This is a genomic window from Mycobacterium sp. BMJ-28 (assembly GCF_054404835.1).
The window spans coordinates 4,170,335-4,188,770 of the sequence record NZ_CM136783.1; the positions used below are offsets into that span (position 1 = coordinate 4,170,335).

At 69.0% G+C, this 18,436-nt stretch carries 17 protein-coding genes; 7 read left to right on the forward strand and 10 right to left on the reverse strand.

Features of this window, described 5'->3' with window-relative positions:
- Complete coding sequence (locus ACXPWS_RS20725) at window positions 1–840, forward strand: aldo/keto reductase (RefSeq protein ID WP_458708452.1); 840 nt, start codon at window positions 1–3, stop codon at window positions 838–840.
- A 3-nt stretch (window positions 841–843) separates the two neighbouring features.
- Here the strand turns inward: ACXPWS_RS20725 and ACXPWS_RS20730 are convergent, their stop codons facing one another.
- Entirely contained in the window at window positions 844–1,443 is a 600-nt protein-coding gene (locus ACXPWS_RS20730) for a TetR family transcriptional regulator (RefSeq protein WP_458708453.1), read from the reverse strand.
- A 38-nt stretch (window positions 1,444–1,481) separates the two neighbouring features.
- Between ACXPWS_RS20730 and ACXPWS_RS20735 the strand changes: the two genes are divergently transcribed.
- The gene (locus ACXPWS_RS20735; RefSeq protein ID WP_458708454.1) at window positions 1,482–4,655 is read left to right on the forward strand and encodes an arabinosyltransferase domain-containing protein; all 3,174 of its coding nucleotides are present in this window, start codon (window positions 1,482–1,484) and stop codon (window positions 4,653–4,655) included.
- Window positions 4,656–4,667: 12 nt separating this feature from the next.
- Here ACXPWS_RS20735 and ACXPWS_RS20740 read toward each other — a convergent pair whose 3' ends face one another.
- From ACXPWS_RS20740 to ACXPWS_RS20755, 4 genes are read right to left on the reverse strand one after another with little or no spacing between them, the layout of a single operon-like run.
- On the reverse strand, window positions 4,668–6,107 hold the full coding sequence (locus ACXPWS_RS20740) for an aldehyde dehydrogenase family protein (protein ID WP_458708455.1): 1,440 nt from the start codon (window positions 6,105–6,107) through the stop codon (window positions 4,668–4,670).
- Entirely contained in the window at window positions 6,104–6,883 is a 780-nt protein-coding gene (locus ACXPWS_RS20745; RefSeq protein ID WP_458708456.1) for a carboxymuconolactone decarboxylase family protein, read from the reverse strand. The genes ACXPWS_RS20740 and ACXPWS_RS20745 overlap by 4 nt, the downstream gene beginning before the upstream one ends.
- A complete protein-coding gene (locus ACXPWS_RS20750; RefSeq protein WP_458708457.1) occupies window positions 6,880–7,677 on the reverse strand; it encodes a mycofactocin-coupled SDR family oxidoreductase in 798 nt (265 codons plus the stop codon). Before ACXPWS_RS20750 ends, ACXPWS_RS20745 begins: the two co-directional genes overlap by 4 nt.
- Complete coding sequence (locus ACXPWS_RS20755; RefSeq protein ID WP_458708458.1) at window positions 7,674–8,504, reverse strand: mycofactocin-coupled SDR family oxidoreductase; 831 nt, start codon at window positions 8,502–8,504, stop codon at window positions 7,674–7,676. The genes ACXPWS_RS20750 and ACXPWS_RS20755 overlap by 4 nt, the downstream gene beginning before the upstream one ends.
- A 79-nt stretch (window positions 8,505–8,583) precedes the next feature.
- Here ACXPWS_RS20755 and ACXPWS_RS20760 point away from each other — a divergent pair, with 79 nt between their 5' ends.
- Window positions 8,584–9,147, forward strand: a complete 564-nt coding sequence (locus tag ACXPWS_RS20760) for a TetR family transcriptional regulator (RefSeq protein WP_458708459.1) — start codon at window positions 8,584–8,586, stop codon at window positions 9,145–9,147.
- A 60-nt stretch (window positions 9,148–9,207) separates the two neighbouring features.
- The gene (locus ACXPWS_RS20765; RefSeq protein ID WP_458708460.1) at window positions 9,208–10,857 is read left to right on the forward strand and encodes a serine/threonine-protein kinase; all 1,650 of its coding nucleotides are present in this window, start codon (window positions 9,208–9,210) and stop codon (window positions 10,855–10,857) included.
- Between the two features lie 9 nt (window positions 10,858–10,866).
- Here ACXPWS_RS20765 and ACXPWS_RS20770 read toward each other — a convergent pair whose 3' ends face one another.
- Genes ACXPWS_RS20770 through ACXPWS_RS20780 form a run of 3 tightly spaced genes read right to left on the reverse strand, consistent with a single transcriptional unit; the run spans window position 10,867 to window position 15,403 of the window.
- Window positions 10,867–11,562 (reverse strand): HNH endonuclease family protein, encoded by a 696-nt coding sequence (locus ACXPWS_RS20770; protein WP_458708461.1) that lies wholly within the window; start codon window positions 11,560–11,562, stop codon window positions 10,867–10,869.
- The gene (recG, locus tag ACXPWS_RS20775; RefSeq protein ID WP_458708462.1) at window positions 11,559–13,784 is read right to left on the reverse strand and encodes an ATP-dependent DNA helicase RecG; all 2,226 of its coding nucleotides are present in this window, start codon (window positions 13,782–13,784) and stop codon (window positions 11,559–11,561) included. Before recG ends, ACXPWS_RS20770 begins: the two co-directional genes overlap by 4 nt.
- Before the next feature lie 2 nt (window positions 13,785–13,786).
- Window positions 13,787–15,403 carry a DAK2 domain-containing protein gene (locus ACXPWS_RS20780; RefSeq protein WP_458708463.1) on the reverse strand — a complete coding sequence of 539 codons (1,617 nt, stop codon included), beginning with the start codon at window positions 15,401–15,403 and terminating at the stop codon, window positions 13,787–13,789.
- Between the two features lie 203 nt (window positions 15,404–15,606).
- Here ACXPWS_RS20780 and rpmB point away from each other — a divergent pair, with 203 nt between their 5' ends.
- A complete protein-coding gene (rpmB, locus tag ACXPWS_RS20785; RefSeq protein ID WP_458708464.1) occupies window positions 15,607–15,801 on the forward strand; it encodes a 50S ribosomal protein L28 in 195 nt (64 codons plus the stop codon).
- Between the two features lie 71 nt (window positions 15,802–15,872).
- On the opposite strand, the gene ACXPWS_RS20790 is transcribed toward rpmB, so the two are convergent.
- Window positions 15,873–16,556 (reverse strand): uracil-DNA glycosylase, encoded by a 684-nt coding sequence (locus ACXPWS_RS20790; RefSeq protein WP_458708465.1) that lies wholly within the window; start codon window positions 16,554–16,556, stop codon window positions 15,873–15,875.
- A 27-nt stretch (window positions 16,557–16,583) separates the two neighbouring features.
- On the reverse strand, window positions 16,584–17,534 hold the full coding sequence (locus ACXPWS_RS20795) for a thiamine-phosphate kinase (protein ID WP_458708466.1): 951 nt from the start codon (window positions 17,532–17,534) through the stop codon (window positions 16,584–16,586).
- A 93-nt stretch (window positions 17,535–17,627) separates the two neighbouring features.
- Here ACXPWS_RS20795 and ACXPWS_RS20800 point away from each other — a divergent pair, with 93 nt between their 5' ends.
- Together ACXPWS_RS20800 and ACXPWS_RS20805 are read left to right on the forward strand one after the other, a co-directional pair.
- Window positions 17,628–17,870 (forward strand): Lrp/AsnC ligand binding domain-containing protein, encoded by a 243-nt coding sequence (locus tag ACXPWS_RS20800; RefSeq protein WP_458708467.1) that lies wholly within the window; start codon window positions 17,628–17,630, stop codon window positions 17,868–17,870.
- Window positions 17,871–17,879: 9 nt separating this feature from the next.
- Window positions 17,880–18,422: a DUF3515 domain-containing protein gene (locus ACXPWS_RS20805; protein ID WP_458708468.1), complete on the forward strand. Its 543-nt coding sequence runs from the start codon at window positions 17,880–17,882 to the stop codon at window positions 18,420–18,422.
- Window positions 18,423–18,436: the final 14 nt, after the last annotated feature.

Genomic DNA, 18,436 nt, shown 5'->3' on the forward strand with positions numbered 1-18,436 from the left:
ATGACCTCGGCCGCTGCGGTGCCCAATGTCGGGCTCAGCGATGAGAACACAATTCCGGTCGTCGGCATCGGCGTCGGCGAACTTTCCGACACCGAAGCCGAGCGCGCGGTGTCGGCGGCGCTGGAAATCGGTGTGCGCCTTGTCGACACCGCCGCCGCATATGGCAACGAGGCGGGTGTCGGACGGGCCATCGCCGCTTCCGGGCTGCCCCGGGCCGAGATCTTCGTCACCACCAAACTGGCGACGGGCGACCAGGGATTCACCGCGGCTCAGGATGCCGCCAAAGCCAGCCTGGAACGGCTCGGGCTGGACCATGTCGACCTGTACCTCATCCACTGGCCGGGCGGGGACACCAGCAAGTACGTCGACAGCTGGGGCGGGTTGCTCCGTCTGCAGGCCGAGAAGCTGGCCACCTCGATCGGTGTGTGCAACTTCGGAGCCGAGGAGTTGTCCACCATCATCGACCTGACCTATACCCGGCCGGTGATCAACCAGATCGAGCTGCACCCGCTGCTGAATCAGGCGGCCCTGCGGGCGGTCAATGCCGAACACGGGATCGTGACCGAGGCCTACAGCCCGCTGGGCGTGGGCAAGCTGCTGGAGCACCCCGCCGTGACGGCCATCGCGGCCGAATACGGCAAGTCCCCGGCGCAGGTGCTGATCCGTTGGAGCCTGCAATTGGGCAACGTGGTGATCCCCCGGTCGTCCTCGGCCGAACGTATCGCGGAGAACTTCGCCGTGTTCGACTTCGAGTTGGCGGCCAGCCATGTCGATACCCTCAACGGGCTCGATGACGGCACCCGCTATCGACCGGACCCGGCGACCTACACCGGAACCTAGCGGTCACCGCCCGTCGGCGGCGTCGACGACGGGCGCGAGCAGGAATTCGTCGACGAAGCGGGCGAACGTCTCGTCCACCACGGACGGGTCATCAGCGGTGAAGAACTCGATGATGAAGCCCTGGAACGCGGCGAGCGCGATGCGGGACCGGGTCTCGGCGACATGCGTGGGCAGCCCCAGCGCCTCCAGCCGGGCCTGCGAGTTGCGGGTCAGCAGCGACAACGTCTCCCAGGTGTAGGCCCGGTACGGGCTGTCCCGCCCGCACGCGGCACCGAACACCTGCTCGACAACGCGCAGGGTGTCGCGGCGTTCACCGCGGGTGCATGCGTGCCAGTCATCGAAGCACCACTGGCGGTGCGCTTCGATCGAGGTGGGCAGTTCGAGTTCGACGGTGTCCGGGATGGCGGCCCGCTGCTGGCGATTGAGCACATCGAGAATCAGTTGCTCTTTACTTCCGAAGTAGTACACCAACATTCGGGCGCTGGTGCCCATCTCGGCGGCGAGGGCCCGCAGCGACGTGTCGAGCACGCCCGTCCGCGCGAGGACTGCGCCCGCGGCCGCAAGCAGTTCCTCACGCCTCTCCCGGTCGGGTACGCGCGACACACTTGACTGTAACACTTGTTTCAACTAAACGTTAAGCCATGGGCGGGAGTGCATTTCGGTGGATCGCTGCGGTAGCGGGGTTCATCGGAGCCCTCGCGTGCGCATTGGTACCCGTGTTACCGGTGGCGCAGAGCACCGCGACGCTGAATTGGCCTCAACACGACCGGTTCTCGAATGTCACCGCACCGCTGATCACCTTGACGCCGGTCGCGCTGACCGCCACCGTGCCGTGCTCGGTCGCCCGCGACATGCCCGCCGCCGGCGGACTCGTCCTGGGCACCGCCCCCGCACAGGGTAGGCGGGCCGGCCTCAACGGCATGTTCGTCACCGTCACCACCGAACGGGTCGACGTGCTGGTCCGCAACGTGGTGGTGGCCAGCGTGCCGCGAAAGTCGATGTCGGACCCCGCGTGTCGGCACATCGACATCACCTCCTCCGATCAGGGCACGTTCGCGACGGTGGTGGGACTGCCGGATCCGGCCGGCGGTGGGGCGTGGCGCAGCGGTTTCGCCGATCCGAATCTGCGGCCCCAGATCGTGGGCGTGTTCACCGACCTGACCGGTCCGGCCGCGGCGGGGCTGTCCTTTTCGGCGACCATCGACACGCGCTACACCAGCACGCCGGCGCCGCTCAAGCTGGCTGCCATGTCGATCGGCATTGCGGCGACCGCCCTTGCCTTGCTTGCACTCTGGCGACTCGACCGCCTCGACGGCCGGCGCATGCGGCGGCTGGTGCCGTTGCGGTGGCGTGGGTTCACGACGGTCGACGGCACCGTCGTCGTGGTCTCGGCGTTCTGGTTCGTCGCCGGTGCCGGGTCTTCGGACGACGGCTATCAATTCGGCATGTCCAACGTGGCGGGCCATGCCGGGTACATGTCGAACTACTTCCGCTGGTTCGGCAGCCCGGAGGATCCGTTCGGCTGGTACTACGACCTGATCGCGTACCTCACCCACACCAGCCACGCGAGCATGTGGTTGCGGCTGCCGGACCTGGTGTGCGCCTTGGTGTGCTGGCTGCTGTTGTCCCGGGAGGTGTTGCCCCGACTCGGGCCCGCGGTGTCGGGGAACCCCGTGGCGCTGTGGTCGGCTGCCCTGGTACTGCTCGCCGCGTGGATGCCCTTCAACAACGGTTTACGCCCCGAAGGCCAGATCGCCACCGGGGCCTTGATCACCTATGTGCTCATCGAACGCGCCATCGTGTCCGGCCGTCTCACCCCGGTGGCCCTGGCGATCGTCGTCGCCGCCTTCACCCTGGGCATCCAGCCCACCGGGCTGATCGCGGTGGCCGCGCTGCTGGCCGGCGGCCGGCCCATCCTGCGGATCATCACCAGACGGGCCCGCGCGGTGGGGATATGGCCGGTGCTGCTGCCGTTGGCCGCGGCCGGTCTGGTCGTCCTTGCGGTGGTGTTCGCCGACCAGAGCATCGCCACGGTGCTGGAGGCCACCCGGGTACGCACCGCGATCGGCCCCAGTCAGCCCTGGTACACCGAGAATCTGCGTTACTTCTATCTGTTCCTGCCCACCACCGACGGGTCCATCGCGCGGCGGTTCGGCATCCTGATCACGATGGCGTGCCTGTTCCCTTCGATGCTGATGTTGTTACGCCGCAGGCGGATTCTCGGTATCGCGCGCGGGCCTGCATGGCGGCTGATGGGCACCATCTTCGGCACCCTGTTCCTGCTCACGTTCACCCCGACCAAGTGGATCCACCACTTCGGGCTTTTCGCCGCAGTCGGCGCGGCCATGGCCGCACTGGCCACCACCCTGCTCGGCCCGGCCGTGCTGCGTTCGGCACGCAACCGGGTGGCGTTCCTGGCGACCGTGTTACTGGTGCTGGCACTGTGTTTCGCGTCCACCAACGGATGGTGGTACGTATCCAGTTACGGCGTGCCGTTCAACGACAGCGCGCCTCATCTGGGTCCGGTGACCGCCAGCGCTGTGCTGTTCGCGGCGGCCCTGCTCACCGCCGCCTACGCGGCCTGGCTGCACCTGAACCCGGCCCGCCGTCACGAACCGCGCTGGGTCACCGTCATGACCACCGCGCCCGTACCGGCCGCCGCGGCCGTGCTGGTCGTGGTGTGCGTGAATTCGATGTTGTTCGCCGTGATCAGGCAGTATCCGACGTACTCGAACGGGTGGGCCAACGTGCGCGAGCTCGCCGGTGGTTGCGGGCTGGCCGATGACGTGCTGGTCGAACCGGACCCGAACACCGGTTTTCTCGCCCCGCTGCCCGCCGCCGTCGGCTCCCTCGGCCCATTGGGTGGCAGCGCCCCGATCGGGTTCACGCCCAACGGGATTCCGGAACACACCCTCGCCGAAGCGGTTTGGCAGAGCCCCCGGCTGGACGGCACCGACTACGACTGGGACGCCCCCACTGCACTCGAGGTCCCCGGTGTCAACGGTTCATCGGTCCCGTTGCCCTACGGGCTGGACCCGGCCAAGGTGCCGGTGGCGGGCAGTTTCACCGCAGGCGCCGCGCAACCGGCGTCGCTGACCTCGGCGTGGTACGCGCTACCGGCCGCCGACGCCGCCCACCCCCTCGTCGTCATCACCGCCGCGGGCACCATCAGCGGCCGCAGCGTGCGCACCGGTCACACCGATGCACAGACCGTCGAGCTGGAGTTCGGTGTGCCGGGACCGGGTGGCATCCCGGTGCCGGGCGGACGGCTCGAACCGTTCGATATCGGGCCCCAGCCCGCCTGGCGGGACCTGCGGTTCCCGCGGGCCGACATTCCCTCCGCCGCACGGTATGTCCGGATCGTTGCCGCGGACCGATCGCTCGACCGGGGCGACTGGGTGGCGGTGACCCCGCCCCGGATCCCCGAGCTGCGTTCGGTACAGGAGTACCTGGGCAGCACCCAGCCGATCCTGCTGGACTGGGCGGTCGGTCTGGTGTTTCCCTGCCAGCAGCCCATGCTGCACGCCAACGGCGTCACACAGGTGCCCAGATACCGTGTCTCCCCGGACTATCCGGCCAAGGTCGAGATGCCCGACACGTGGCAGTCGGGCGACAACGGCGGCCTGCTGGGCATCACCGACCTTCTGCTGCGCGCGCACGTGCTGCCCACCTACCTGTCACACGACTGGGGGCGGGACTGGGGCTCCCTGCGCCGCTTCGACCCCGTCGCCCCGGCCGAGGAGGCCGACATCACCCAGGGGGTGGCGGTGCGCGGCGGGCTGTGGAGTCCGGGCCGCATCCGGATCGGGCCTTGATCCTGGGTCCGCTCAGCCCGGCATCGCGATCCGGATGTTCTTGGTCTGCAGGAATTCATGCAGGCCCTCGGCGCCGCCGGTGCGGCCGAAGCCGCTCTGCTTGTAGCCACCATAAGGTCCCTGCGGGGCGATACTGCTGATGGTGTTGATCCACACCGAACCCGATTCCAGCCGGCGCGCCGTCGCGTGCGCCCGGTGCAGATTGGTGGTGTGGACAAATGCGTTCAGGCCGTAGGGCGTGTCATTGGCCAGCCGCACCGCCTGCTCGTCGTCACCGAACCGGCCGATCGACACCACCGGCCCGAACGTCTCGGTGCGAGCCAGCGTCGATGTGTTGTCCGCGTCGCCGAACACGGTGGGTTCCAGATAGAAACCGTCGGCCAACTCAGCGCCCAGGCGCCGGCCACCGGTGAGCAATTCGCCGGCCCGCTCTGCGACGGCGGTGCCGATGGTGGCCAGGATGCGGTCCAGCGAAGCGTGACTGATGACCGGACCGACGGTGACCGTGGGATCGAAGGGGTCCCCGATGCGTGCCGCGTGCACGACGGTGAGGAACTTCTCGACGAAGGCGTCATACACGGACTCGTGCACCAGGATCCGGCTGGCGCAGGCACAGCTCTGGCCGGACTGCATCAGCGGGCCCTGATGCGCCGAGAGTGTGGCCGCCGCGTCGAGGTCGGCGTCGGCGAACACGATGTTCGCCGATTTGCCGCCCAGTTCGGCCACCACCGGGGTGAGATTGACAGCGGCCGAACTCAGCACCGCGCGCGCGGTGGCGTCACCGCCGGTGAAGTGGATCTTGCGGATGCCGGGATGGCGCACCAGCGCGTCACCGCCGTCGGCGCCGGCGGGCACCACGTTGACCAGCCCCGTCGGCAGTCCGGCCTCGATACACAGTTCCCCGAACCGCAACGCCGCCAGCGGCGCGAGTTCGGATGGCTTGAACACCACCGCGTTCCCGGCGGCCAACGCGGGCGCCACGCAGGATCCGGCGACGGCGAGGGCACCGTTCCACGGGGCGATGACGCCCACCACCCCGTAGGGTTCGCGCTCCACCAGATTGACGTCGAAGGACCCGTTCACCGGTGTGCTGGAGCCGTGCGGTTTGTCGGCATAGCCGGCGAAGTGCCGCAGGAACCGTTCGAGCAGATGGGCCGTTCCGGCATACGAGACGGGGACGGCGTAGTCCTGCACGTTGAGGGTGGCGAGCTCCTCGAGGTGGGCGTGCACGACATCGGCGAGGTCGATCATCAGGTCCCTGCGCCGGTCCACGGTCAGCGCCATCCATTCGCGGTGAGCTTCCCAGGAACTGGCGACGGCACGGTCGATCTCGGCGGCGCCGGCCAGCGCGACGGTCGCGTTGGGCCGGCCGGTCGCCGGGAACACGTGCTCGTGCAGGGTGTCCGAGAGCACGCGGTCACCGCCGATCAGCAGTCCTGCTGCGGTGGTCATGAGGGCTGCGCCGCACGTTCGTCGCGCACGCGCTGCTTTTGTTCACCGATCACCTGATTCAGGTGTGAAGCCTTCGGCCAACCGTAATAGGCCGCGAAATGCAGTGCCAGCTCGTCCATTTCGCCGAACGACACATCACCGCTCCTCAGGGCGGCATAGACGTGGCTCAGGATCGGGTACGGGGCGTCCTGCCAGGCCACACACGCCACCGTCACCAGCCGACGCTCCTTCATGCCGAGCCCCGGCCGTAACCACATCTCACCGAAGACGAAATTCAGGATGCCCGCGCCCTGATACGGATTGTCGCGGGCCGGCGCGAACGGCAGGCAGTTGATTTCGCGGAAGGACTGCTCCCCCACCGCGAGGCGCTGCTCGGGATCACTCGGCGTCGGTAACGGCAGCAGCGGCTCCGGTTTCGGCATCTCCGTCCCGCGCTCCCGGTGGATGCGGGCCCATTGCTCATCGACCACCATGTTGAAGCGCGACGCTTTCGGCCAGCCGCCGTACACCGCGAAATGCAGCACGGTCTCCTGCATTTCGGTGATGGACAGATCACCACTGTTGAGGGCGGCGTACACATGGTCGCGCAGTGGCCCCTCCGCGTCGGCCGCGGCCACGCAGGCCAGGGTGACGAAGCGGCGGTCGCGCCGGGTGAGCCCCGGGCGCTGCCAGATCTGGGCGTAGACGTACTCCAGCAGTCCGGCGGTCGCCGGGCTGGAGTCCTCGGGCGCCGGGAACGTCATGACGTCGGCGAAGGCCTGGGTGCCTGCACTCATCGCAGCGTCACCCCCGCGTCCACCTTGAACTCCATCCCGGTGACATAGCGCGACTCGTCGGAGACGAGGTAGAGCACCGCGTTGCTGACATCCACGGCCTCGGTCATCACTATCGGCAGGGCATTGCCGAACAACGGTGCGAGGTCGGGCCGCGTCTCGGCCAGCAGCTGATGCAGCGTATCCGGGCGCATGCCGGTGGCCACCCCGGTCGGGTGCACGGTGTTGACCCGGATGTTCACCGCGGCAAGCTCATTGGCCAGCGCTCTGCTCAGCCCGACGACACCGTGTTTGGTCGCGGTGTAGGGCGTGTGCAGCGGGGTGCCCTTGAGCCCGGCGGCCGAGCTGATGTTGATCAGGCTGCCGCCGCGCTCGACCAGATGCGGCAGGGCCGCCGCGCAGGTGTTCCAGGTGCCGATCAGATTGACGTCGACGACGGTGCGCCACTGTGCGCTCGTGGTGGTGTCCCACGTTCCGGCCGTCAGCACACCGGCGTTGGCGACCGCGGCGTCCAGCCCGCCGAGCTCGGCCACGCCGTCCGCCACGGCGTCGGCCAGCGCCTCGGCATCGCGCACGTCGACAACGTGCACCACCGCGCGGCGGCCGTGCTTTTCGACCAGGCGGGCGCTCTCGTCGAGTTCCTCGCGGGTAGCCAGCGGATACTCGATCTCCGGCAGTGATTCGCAGATGTCGACCAGGATGACGTCGGCGCCCTCTTCGGCCAGCCGGACCGCGTGGCTGCGGCCCATCCCCCGGGCCGCCCCGGTGATCAGGACCCGTTTGCCTGCGGCCCTCATAGCTTGTTGCAGAAGCCGGCGTCGACGGGGAAGGTCACCCCGGTGACGAACTTCGCCTGATCCGACACCAGATACGCGACGGCGTCGCTGATGTCCTCGGGCTCCAGCAGCGAGACCGGCATCGGGTTCTGCAGATGCGGGCCGCCGTCGGGCAGGTGTTCCAGAAACGCGGTCATGGCCGGATTGACGGCCATCATGGTGTTGACCGCGGTGGGATGCACCGTGTTCACCCGGATGCTATGTGGTGCAAGCGCATTGGCCAGTGTGCGCATCAGTCCGACGATGCCGTGCTTGGAGGCGGCGTAGCCGAGGCCGCCGCCCTGTGAGCCGCCGAAGCCCTTGAGCCCGGCGGTCGAACTGGTGAACACGATGGACCCACCGCGGCCACCGGCGATCAGATGCGGGATCGCCACCTTGGCGGTGTGGTAGGCCCCGAACAGGTTGACCCCCAGCACGTCCCCCCACATGTCGAGGTCTTCGTCATCGGTCACGTCCCGAAACGCCGTTGCCGCGATACCCGCGTTGGCGCACACGATGTCCAGCCGGCCGAAATGTGCCACGCCGGCGTCCAGCGCCGACTTCAGCGCGCGGAAATCGCGCACATCGGCCACCGTGCCGAGCATCTTGCCGCCGCCCGCCTCGACCAGGTCCACGGTCTCGTCGAGTTCGGCGCGGGTGGCCATCGGGTAACTGCTGCTGGCGATATCGGCGCAGACGTCCACCCCGATGATGTCGGCTCCCTCGGCGGCCAGCCGTACCGCGTGGCTGCGCCCCTGACCCCGCGCCACTCCCGTGATGAACGCGACCTTGCCGTCCAAAGTGCCCATTGATCCTCGCTTCGTTGCGCAGTAACCGTGTTACATCCGGTACGGTAACCTGGTTACTCGGCGGCGGCAAGGGGGTTCGATGACTGATCCCGGGATGGACCCGATCCTGGACACCGTGGTGCAGATCCTGGAAAGCGACGGCTACGACGCCGTGCAGCTGCGGGAGGTGGCCCGCCGCGCCAAGACCTCGCTGGCCACGATCTACAAGCGGTACTCGACCCGCGACCAGCTGATCCTGGCCGCCCTGGAGGCATGGCTGGAGGAACACCGCTACGCCGGCATCTCGCCAGCGCCCCGCGACCCGGACGAGTCCCTCTACGAAGCCCAGATGCGTTTACTGCGAACAATTTTCGAGCCATGGGAGAAACATCCCGGCATGCTCGCCGCGTTCTACCGGGCCCGGTCGGCACCCGGTGGCCAGCGGCTGCTGCGCCGCGGCCTGGATGTGGTCGTACCGGCCGGCCTCGAGCTGCTCGCCGACGTCGACCCCGCCTTCATCGCCGACCTGGACAAGGTGCTGCTGAGCCTGGTGCACGGGCTGTTCGGCCGGTACGCCGCGGGCGAGATCGGGATCACCGAGATCCTGCCCACCCTGGACCGCACCGTGTACTGGATGACCATCGGGTACGACGCGACGCGCTGAGGCCCCCGAAGCTGGGCAATGTTTCTGCCCTGCTGCCGGATTGCCGACTATGGTGAGCCGGTGGATGGAACGCCGTTCGGCCGGTACCGCCTGGTCCGCGTGCTGGGCCGGGGCGGCATGGGCGAGGTCTGGCAGGCCTACGACACCACGATGAACCGGGTGGTCGCGCTGAAAGTGCTGCCCGCCAACCTTGCCGACGACGACACCTACCAGCGCCGCTTCCGCCGCGAGGCCCAGATGGCGGCGGGCCTGAATGAACCCCACATCGTCCCGATCCACGACTTCGGCGAAATCGACGGCCGGCTGTATGTGACGATGCGGCTGATCGACGGCAAGACCATCCACGAGCTTCTCGAAGACGGCCCGCTGTCACCGCAGCGGTCGGTGTCGATCGTCGAGCAGATCGCCGCCGCGCTGAACGCCGCCCACCGCGTCGGCCTGGTGCACCGCGACGTCAAGCCGTCCAACATCCTGGTGACCGACGAGGACTTCGCCTATCTGATCGACTTCGGGATCGCCCGCACCGCCGGGGCCACCAAGCTGACCAGTACCGGTTCGACCATCGGGACCCTGGCGTACATGGCGCCCGAACGGCTCTCCACCGACACCTCGGACGCGCGCGCCGACATCTACGCCCTGACGTGCGTGCTGCACGAGTGTCTGACCGGCTCGCAACCTTTTCCCGGTGACAGCATGGAACGACAGGTGGCCGGGCACCTCACGCTGCCACCGCCGCGACCCTCGCTGATCCGCGCCGGGGTGCCGCCGCAGATGGATCAGGTCATCGCCGCGGGCATGGCCAAGGACCCGGCCCACCGATACGCCACCACCCGGGATCTGGCGGCGGCGGCCCGCGCGGCACTGACCGCGAAGCCGGCGGCGCCGACACACCACCAGGGCGCCCCCGCCCCGGCGCCGCCGCCCAGTGCCGTTCCATATCCGGCGACTCCGCCCAGTGCCGTTCCGTATCCGGCGACTCCGCCTGTGCCGCAACACTGGTCTGCACCGGCGGCACCGGCCTGGCAGCCCGCCCCGACCGCAGCGCCGTGGTGGCGCGGACCGGCCATCCTCATCCCGATCGGCCTGCTCGTCGTCGCCGTCATCGCGGTGGTCGCCGTCGTCCTGATCATCAATGGGCAATCCGGGAGCTCGACCGGCCAACAAGTCGCCAGCCGCACCGCCACCCCGCGGACGTCCGCGTCGGCGAGCACGAAACCATCGACGCCACAAACGAATACCGCGCCGCCACCCACCGCATCGCAGCCCGTCGACCCGCCGTCGGAGCTCCAGACCCCCGCCGGGCTGGCCGCCCTGCTGGAGACCATTCGCGGTAAGTTCGCCGACACCATGGGTTATCAGTTGGTGGTCTACCCCACCTACGCGGTGATGGACCGGGCCGATCCCACCAACTCCCACGTCGAGCAGAGTTACACCTACCGTGGCGACAGCTGGCAGACCTGGGGTTCGGCGACCAGCACGAGTTCCTTCGATGTGCTTGCCGATCTCGGTGCGATCGACGTACCCGGCGTCGCCGCGACACTGGCCGACGCGCCCCAGAAACTCGGCGCGCCCGACGGCACCGGGGTCTACCTGATCATCGAGGGTACCGAGGGCGGTGGCGTCGAGCTGGCCGTCCATTCGACCGCGCCGGGCACCGGCTTCATGCAGGTCAATCCGGACGGCAGCATCAAACAGGTCTATCCGCCGTAACCGGGCCGGTCATCCCGTCGGGCAGGTACCGGCCGCATCCCGCAGCACCGTCGCCGAAGGCGCGTCCACCGGCAGTCCGTAGCCGCGCAGCACGGCGGCGAACTGCACCGCGTACTGGCACCAGAACGCATGGTTGGGCGGCATCCAGCGGGCCGGCTCGGCATCGCTCTTGTCCTGATTGGCCTGCCCCTCGACGGCGATCAGGTTCGCCGGGTCGTTGGCGAAGCGCAGCCGCAGCCCGTCCGGCCAGCCCCGCGCACCCAGATCCCAGGCCAGCGCGAGCGGGACGATGTGGTCGATCTGCACCGCCGCACCGACCTGGTTGCCGCGCACGAAGGCGATGGACGCATCGGTATACGGGTCGTGCAGGGTGCCGGTGGCCACCGCCTGCGGGCAGCGTTTGATCGCCACATACGTCTTGTCGACGAGGTCGCGATTGAGGATGTCGTTGCGGGTGTCACAACCATTGTGGCCGCCGGGGGCGTCATTGAGGTCATCCCACGCCTCGCCGAAGGCGGCCCGCCGGTAATCGTGACCGCGGACCCGCACCGGAATCTCGGGAATGCCGGCCAGGATGTCGACACCCGGTGCGACGGTGGGAATGTCGGCGTGGGCGAGGCTGTCCGCATCGACGCGGGTGAGTACCTGCACCGCGACGACGACCGCCAGCACGACCCCGGCCGCCAACGGCCCCAGTCGTTTCACGACTTGTCCAGGTACTGAACACGCTCGGTGTCGGTGAACTGCGCGGCCAGCACGTCGAGCCCCGGCTGGCGCGGACTGTCCTGATAGGCGGCCTGACAGAAATCGCGGGCCGCCTCGATGATGTGCTGGTGATCGGCCAGCGACAGAAATCGCAAGGTCATCCGCCGGCCGGATTGGCTGTAGCCCAGCACATCTCCCTCGCGCCGCTCCTGCAGATCGAGGTCGGCCAGGGCGAAGCCGTCCAGCGTGCTCGCCACGGCCCGCAGCCGCTCGGCGGCCTTGGTGGACTCCTTCGTCCGCGACACCAGCAGGCACAGACTCGGATGCGCACCGCGGCCGATGCGTCCGCGCAACTGGTGCAGCTGGCTGATACCGAACCGCTCGGCATCCATCACCACCATGACGGTGGCATTGGGCACGTCGACGCCCACCTCGATGACCGTGGTGCAGACCAGCACATCGATCTCGCCGGCACGGAAGGCGCTCATCACGGCGTCCTTCTCGTCGCCGGCCAGCCGGCCGTGCATCAGTCCCAGCCGCACCGTGGACAACGGACCGTTGCTCAGGAAGTCCAGCAGCTGCAGCACCGTGATGGGCGGCGGGCCCTGTTCGTTGTCCGACTTCTCCGACTCGTCGATGCGGGAGGCCACCACATACGCCTGCCGGCCTGCGGCCACCTCTTCGACGATCCGCGCCCACACCCGGTCCAGCCAGGCCGGTTTGTCCTGGGTGAACACCGCATTGGTGGCGATGGGCTGGCGCCCGCGGGGCAGCTCGCGCAGTACCGAGGTCTCCAGGTCGCCGAACACCGTCAGCGCGATGGTACGCGGGATCGGGGTGGCCGTCATTACCAGTAGGTGCGGCGTGATACCGCCGGTCGCCTTGGCCCGCAACCGATCTCGCTGCTCGACCCCGAACCGGTGCTGTTCGTCGACGACCACCATGCCCAGCCGGTGAAATTCCACCGACTCCTGGATGAGCGCATGCGTACCGATCACGACGCCCGCGACGCCGCCGGCGATCTCATCACGGATCTGGCGCTTCTGCGGGGCCGACATCGATCCGGTCAGCAGCGCCACCCTGGTCGCCCCCTCGGGTGCGCCGAGTTCGCCGGCGGTCGCCAACGGGCCAAGCACCGAGCGCACCGAGCGGGCGTGTTGCACGGCCAGCACCTCGGTGGGCGCCAACAACGCGCACTGGTAACCGGCGTCGACCATCTGCAGCATCGCCAGGATCGACACGATGGTCTTGCCGGATCCGACCTCGCCCTGCAACATCCGGTTCATCGGCCGGGTCCCGGCGATATCGGCGGAGATGACCTCGAGCACCTCCCGTTGGCCACCGGTCAGCTCGAAAGGCAACTGCCGCAACAGCGCCGCGGCCAGGCCGTCATCCCGCCAGGGGGTGGCCGGACCGGTCTCACCGAGCCGGCTGTAGCGCCGTGACACCAGCGCCCACTGCAGGCCGACGGCCTCGTCGACGGCCAGACGCTCCTGCGCGCGGGTGCGTTCCACGGCATTCTCGGCCATGTGGATGGCGCGCAGCGCGCGGTCTTCGGAGATCAGATCCCATTGCCGCACAGCGGTTTCCGGCAGCACCTCGGAGACAGGGTCGAGGACGCTCAGCACCTGACGCACGCAACCGAAGATGTCCCAGCTCTGCACTTTCGCCGTCGCCGGGTAGATGGGGAAGAAGTCCCGTTCGAAGGCGGCGAGCAGATCCTCGCCGCCCGAGGCCTCCGCCGCCTCGGCGATCGACTTCAGCGATTTGGTACCGATGGTGCGTCCGCTCGGCGAATCGAGCACCAGGAAGGCCGGATGGTCCAGCTGCACCGTCTGGCGAAAGAACTTGACCTCCCCCGACATCATCAGCCGGGTGCCCACGACGAGATCCTTGATCAGATAGTCGGCGTTGAAAAAGGTCGCGGTGACCTCGGGACGGCGGTTGCCCAGTGTCACCCGCAGATACATCCGCTGCCGCTTCCCCGGTTGCCGCCGCATCGGTTTGGCCACCGCTTCGGTGATGACGTCGACCAGGGTGACGTGATCCCCTTCGGCGAGTTCGAGGTCTTCACCCTCCCCGCTGACCGCCATGCCGTCGCTGTACTTGCGCGGGAAATGGCGCAACAGGTCGTTGACGGTCTGCAACCCGAAGGCCTCGTCCAGCTTGGCGGCGGCCTTGGCCCCCAGCACATTGATCAACCGGTCCCCGAGCCCGACCACGCCTACTCCACCCCGATCAGCAGTGCGTCCCCGCCATGGCCGGTGCGGTAGCTGACCACCTCGGCACCGATGTGCCTCTCGCGCACGTGTCTGCGCAGTTGTTCACCGACCCCGTCGTCCACGCCCGCCCCGATCAGAACTGTCACCAGTTCGCCGCCGGAGGCCAGCAGCAGATCTATCAAACCCGTTGCGGCCAAAGCGATGTCGTGCGCGACGATCAGTACCTCGTCACCGGTGATACCCAGCCCGTCCCCGGCCTTGCACGCGCCCGCCCAGGTCAACGCCGACTCGGTGGCCACCCGCACTGAGCCGTGCCGGGCACCGGCTGCGGCGCGCGCCATGGTGTAGCCGTCATCGACGGTCTGCCGGTCGGCGTCGTGCACCGCCAATGCCGCCAGGCCCTGCACCATGGATCCGGCCGGCACCGGAACCACGTCGATACCCCAGCCCGTGGCCGCGGTGCACCCGGCAACCAGTTCCTCCGCGGCGATATAACCGTTGGGCAGCAGCATCACCTGCGCGGCGTCGGTTTCGACGAGTGCGCGCAGCAGCTGCTGGGCGCTGATCGGCGCTCCGCCGTCGGGCCGCAGCACGCGAGCACCCTCACCGGCGAACAGTTCGGCCGCGTCCTCACCATCGACGACGGCCAGCACGGCCCGGTCCCGCGCCCGGTGCGCATTCGGGTGCACGCCGGTCAGCGCGGCGATCTGGATCCGGCTGGGCACACCGGCCGACAGCCCCGCTTCGACGGCACCGCCCGGGTCATCGGTGTGCACATGCACCGAGTGACGCCCGGAGCCCGCCGCGATGGCCACCGAGTCACCGAGCGCGTCGAGGCGCTTGCGCAGCCGGTCCGCGCCCTGCTGCGTGCACCCGTCGAGCAGATACATCACCTCGAACTGCGGTGCGGCCGGGCCGGCGACCACTTCGGTCTGACCGCCGGCCGGCTGGTAATTCGCGCGCCGCGGCACCACACCGGTCAGTTTCGCCGTCAGGGCATCCAACAGCACCAGAAGTCCGCGCCCGCCCGCATCGACCACGCCGGCTTCGGCCAACACATCGAGTTGGCCGGTGGTCCGTTCCAGGGCGACGGCGGCGGCGTCGGCGGCCGAGACGACGACCGACACCAGGTCGGCTCCGCCGCCGGCGGCGCTCTCGGCCGCCGAGGCCGCGGCCTGCAGGACCGACACGATGGTCCCCGGCACCGCCTGACCCATCGACATCACGACCAGCCCCTCGGCCCGGCGCAGCGCCTCGGCCAGCACCGGTCCGTCGATCTCGGTCACCCCCGGCCGTGCGGTGGCCTCCGCGAGTGCCCGAAGGATCTGCGACAAGATCACCCCCGAGTTGCCCCTGGCGCCGTGCAGGGCGCCCTCGGCCAGCGCGGCCGCCACGCCGGCCACCCCGTCGGATGCCGGGCGGTCGTCGGCCCAGACCACCGCCGACCGCATGGTGAACAGCATGTTGGTACCGGTGTCGGAGTCCGCGACGGGGAAAACGTTCAGCCGATTGATCTCGTCGGTGTGGGTGATGAGGTGTCCGACGGCATCGTGAGCCCAGCGGCGCAGGCCGGACGCATCGAGGCGAGCTTCTTCCGAAACGTCGGCAACCTCGGCCATCCCACCTCCCCTTACGCACGTGCAGACCGCGCCAGCCTAGCCATCACGCCCGACAGCCCGGTGCGCTGCTGCACAGGTTGTGGACCGTTTTGGAGATCCGTCGCTCCGGCCGGTATCCTGGTCAGGTTGTCGGGTCGGCTCGCGACGCGTTCGCGGCGCAGCATCCAAGACCCCCCAAGTACTGATCACGAGGAGTTCTCGATATGGCTGCCGTCTGCGATATCTGCGCAAAGGGCCCCGGCTTCGGCAAGTCGGTCTCGCACTCGCATCGCCGGACCAGCCGCCGCTGGGATCCGAACATCCAGACCGTGCGTGCCGTCGCCCGCCCCGGTGGCAACAAGCAGCGCCTGAACGTGTGCACCTCCTGCCTGAAGGCCGGCAAGGTCGCCCGCGGCTGATCAAGCCTTTCGACAAGGCCGGACGACCTAGGTCGCCCGGCCTTTTCGTGACTCTTGGCAACGCCTGAGATTCAGGGCAGCCGCCAGTCGATCGGGTCGGCGCCCATCTCGGTCAGTAGTTCGTTGGTCCTGCTGAACGGCCGGGACCCGAAGAATCCCCGCGATGCCGACAGCGGCGACGGGTGCACGGATTCGATCACCGCACAGCCACCCTCGGCCAGCATCGGCTTGAGGGTGGCCGCATCGCGTCCCCACAGCACCGCGACCAGTGGTTGCGGCCGTGCCACCAGGGCCCGGATCGCCCGTTCGGTGATCGCCTCCCAGCCCTTGCCGCGGTGGGACGCCGGGCTGCCCGGCCGCACCGTGAGCACCCTGTTGAGCAGCATCACGCCTTGGGCGGCCCACGGTGTCAGGTCGCCGGTGGCGGGTACCGGATAACCGAGGTCGGTGCTGTACTCGTTGAAAATGTTGCCCAGACTGCGCGGCACCGGACGAACGTCGGGCGCCACCGAGAAGCTCAGCCCGACCGCATGCCCGGGCGTCGGATAGGGATCCTGGCCCACGATCAGCACCCGCACCGCGTCGAACGGGAAGGTGAACGCGCGCAACACGTTCTCCCCTGCGGGCAGGTAACGGTGTCCGGCGGCCAGTTCCTCGCGCAGGAACTCCCCGAGTCGAGCGACCTGCGGAGCGACCGGCTCCAGGGCCTGGGCCCAACCCGGGTCGACGAGTTCAGTCAGAGAACGTGGTGTCACGAGCGCCAAAACTAGCGTGCCCGGCACTCAGAACGACTGCCAGCCCGCGCTTCCCCGCCACGGCTCGCCGTCCAGCAGCACGCCGGCCGGTCCGTCGTGCACCCGACCGATGGCGCGCCAGCCCGGTGGCGGCGCGTCGGCGAACGTCGCCACCAGGGCGTGATCCTCCCCGCCGCCCAGCACCCAGTCCCACGCATCACACCCGGTGTCGGCGGCCACCGCGGCCAGCGCGTCATGGTCGGCCCGCAGCGCCTGAGCCGACAGGTCGATACACACCCCGGACGCGGCGGCGATATGACCCAGATCGGCCACCAGGCCGTCGGACACATCGGTCATCGAGGTGGCCCCCGCACGCGCCGCGGCGGGGCCCTGGCCATACGGCGGAGTGGGCACCAGATGCCGGCGCCGAAGCTCGCCGGGCTCACCGATGCCGTTGAGCCACAATACGTATCCGGCAGCGGAGCGGCCGAGCTCACCGGCCACCGCCACCATGTCACCTGGCCGTGCGGTATCACGCCGGACGGGGTCTCGGCCGGCCAGGTCGCCGAGCACCGTCACCGACACCACCCACAGCGGCGCGCTCACCAGATCGCCGCCGACAATCCCGGCGCCGAATTTCGCTGCCTCGGTCCACATTCCGTCACTGAGGGCGACGGCGTGGTCCGCAGGTGTATCCGAGGGAGCCCCGAAGGCCACCACGAAAGCCGTCGCGGTGGCGCCCATCGCCTCCACATCGGCGGCGTTCTGGGCGATCGCCTTGCGGCCGATATCGTGCGGGGCCGACCAGTCCAGCCGAAAGTGCCGGTCCTGCACCAGCATGTCACTCGACACCACGGTGCGGCCATCTCCGGCCAGCACCACGGCGGCGTCGTCGCCGGGGCCCAGCACCACCGCCGCCGGCTGCACCCGCCCGGCGTTGATCCGGTCGATGACGGCGAATTCCCCGAGCTGAGCGAGCGTGGGCTCACTGTCGGTCATCCCAGCTCCCTCCACCCTGAACAGTCACGCGACCTGCGGTACGTTTGGTCCCTGCGGCGCCGAGTCTATGTAGTGGAACGGAGGGCACACCCGGTGGTGGAGGCTTTCATGCTGGTTCAAACCGAGGTGGGCCGGGCCGAGGTCGTCGCCAAGCAACTCGCCGGACTGCCCGGGGTGCTGTCCGCCGAGTACGTCACCGGCCCCTACGACGTGGTTGCGCGCGTCGGCGCCGAAACCCTCGCCGAACTGCACGACAGCGTCGCGGTCAGCGTCCAGCAGGTCACCGGGATCACCCGCACGCTGACCTGCCCGATCGCCGACGGAGCCGCCCCATAGCATTGCGGGGTGCCCGATCCCGACAACGACGGCCCGCCGCGCGGCCTGATCATCGCGGCCGCCGGTGTCGCGTTGGCTGCGGTGATCGTGCTGCTGAGTCTGGCCGCCATCCGGCAGGCCGATCCCGCTCCTCATCCCGTCGCGATCGCCGGCGCCCCGGCCCCCGCCGCGGACAGTCCGCAGTGCGCGGCCCTGCTGGCGAGCCTGCCGGATCAACTCGGCGACTATCACCGGGCGGTGGCCGCCGAACCGGTGCCCGCGGGTGCGGCGGCCTGGCAGCGGGCCGACCCGACCGCCGAACCGGTGATCTTGCGATGCGGCCTGGACCGTCCGGCGGACTTCGTCGTGGGTGCGCCGCTACAGGTCGTCGACGAGGTGAGCTGGTTCGAGGTCAACGGCGACGGGTCGAGCACCTGGTTCGCGGTCGACCGCGGCATTTTCGTCGCGCTGACGCTGCCGCAGGGTTCGGGGCCCAGCCCTATTCAGCTGATGTCCCGGACGATCGCCCAGGTCATGCCGGCTCAGCCGCTCGCCCCCGGACCGCCGCGCTGACACCGGCGGCAAAT

Bases quoted from the DNA above. Each gene is read 5' to 3' on its own strand.
- ACXPWS_RS20750 (WP_458708457.1), bottom strand. From the start codon at position 7,677: ATGAGGGCCGCAGGCAAACGGGTCCTGATCACCGGGGCGGCCCGGGGG.
- ACXPWS_RS20740 (WP_458708455.1), bottom strand. From the start codon at position 6,107: ATGACCACCGCAGCAGGACTGCTGATCGGCGGTGACCGCGTGCTCTCG.
- ACXPWS_RS20725 (WP_458708452.1), top strand. From the start codon at position 1: ATGACCTCGGCCGCTGCGGTGCCCAATGTCGGGCTCAGCGATGAGAAC.
- ACXPWS_RS20745 (WP_458708456.1), bottom strand. From the start codon at position 6,883: ATGAGTGCAGGCACCCAGGCCTTCGCCGACGTCATGACGTTCCCGGCG.
- rpmB (WP_458708464.1), top strand. From the start codon at position 15,607: ATGGCTGCCGTCTGCGATATCTGCGCAAAGGGCCCCGGCTTCGGCAAG.
- ACXPWS_RS20755 (WP_458708458.1), bottom strand. From the start codon at position 8,504: ATGGGCACTTTGGACGGCAAGGTCGCGTTCATCACGGGAGTGGCGCGG.
- ACXPWS_RS20735 (WP_458708454.1), top strand. From the start codon at position 1,482: ATGGGCGGGAGTGCATTTCGGTGGATCGCTGCGGTAGCGGGGTTCATC.
- ACXPWS_RS20795 (WP_458708466.1), bottom strand. From the start codon at position 17,534: ATGACCGACAGTGAGCCCACGCTCGCTCAGCTCGGGGAATTCGCCGTC.
- ACXPWS_RS20780 (WP_458708463.1), bottom strand. From the start codon at position 15,403: ATGGCCGAGGTTGCCGACGTTTCGGAAGAAGCTCGCCTCGATGCGTCC.
- ACXPWS_RS20760 (WP_458708459.1), top strand. From the start codon at position 8,584: ATGACTGATCCCGGGATGGACCCGATCCTGGACACCGTGGTGCAGATC.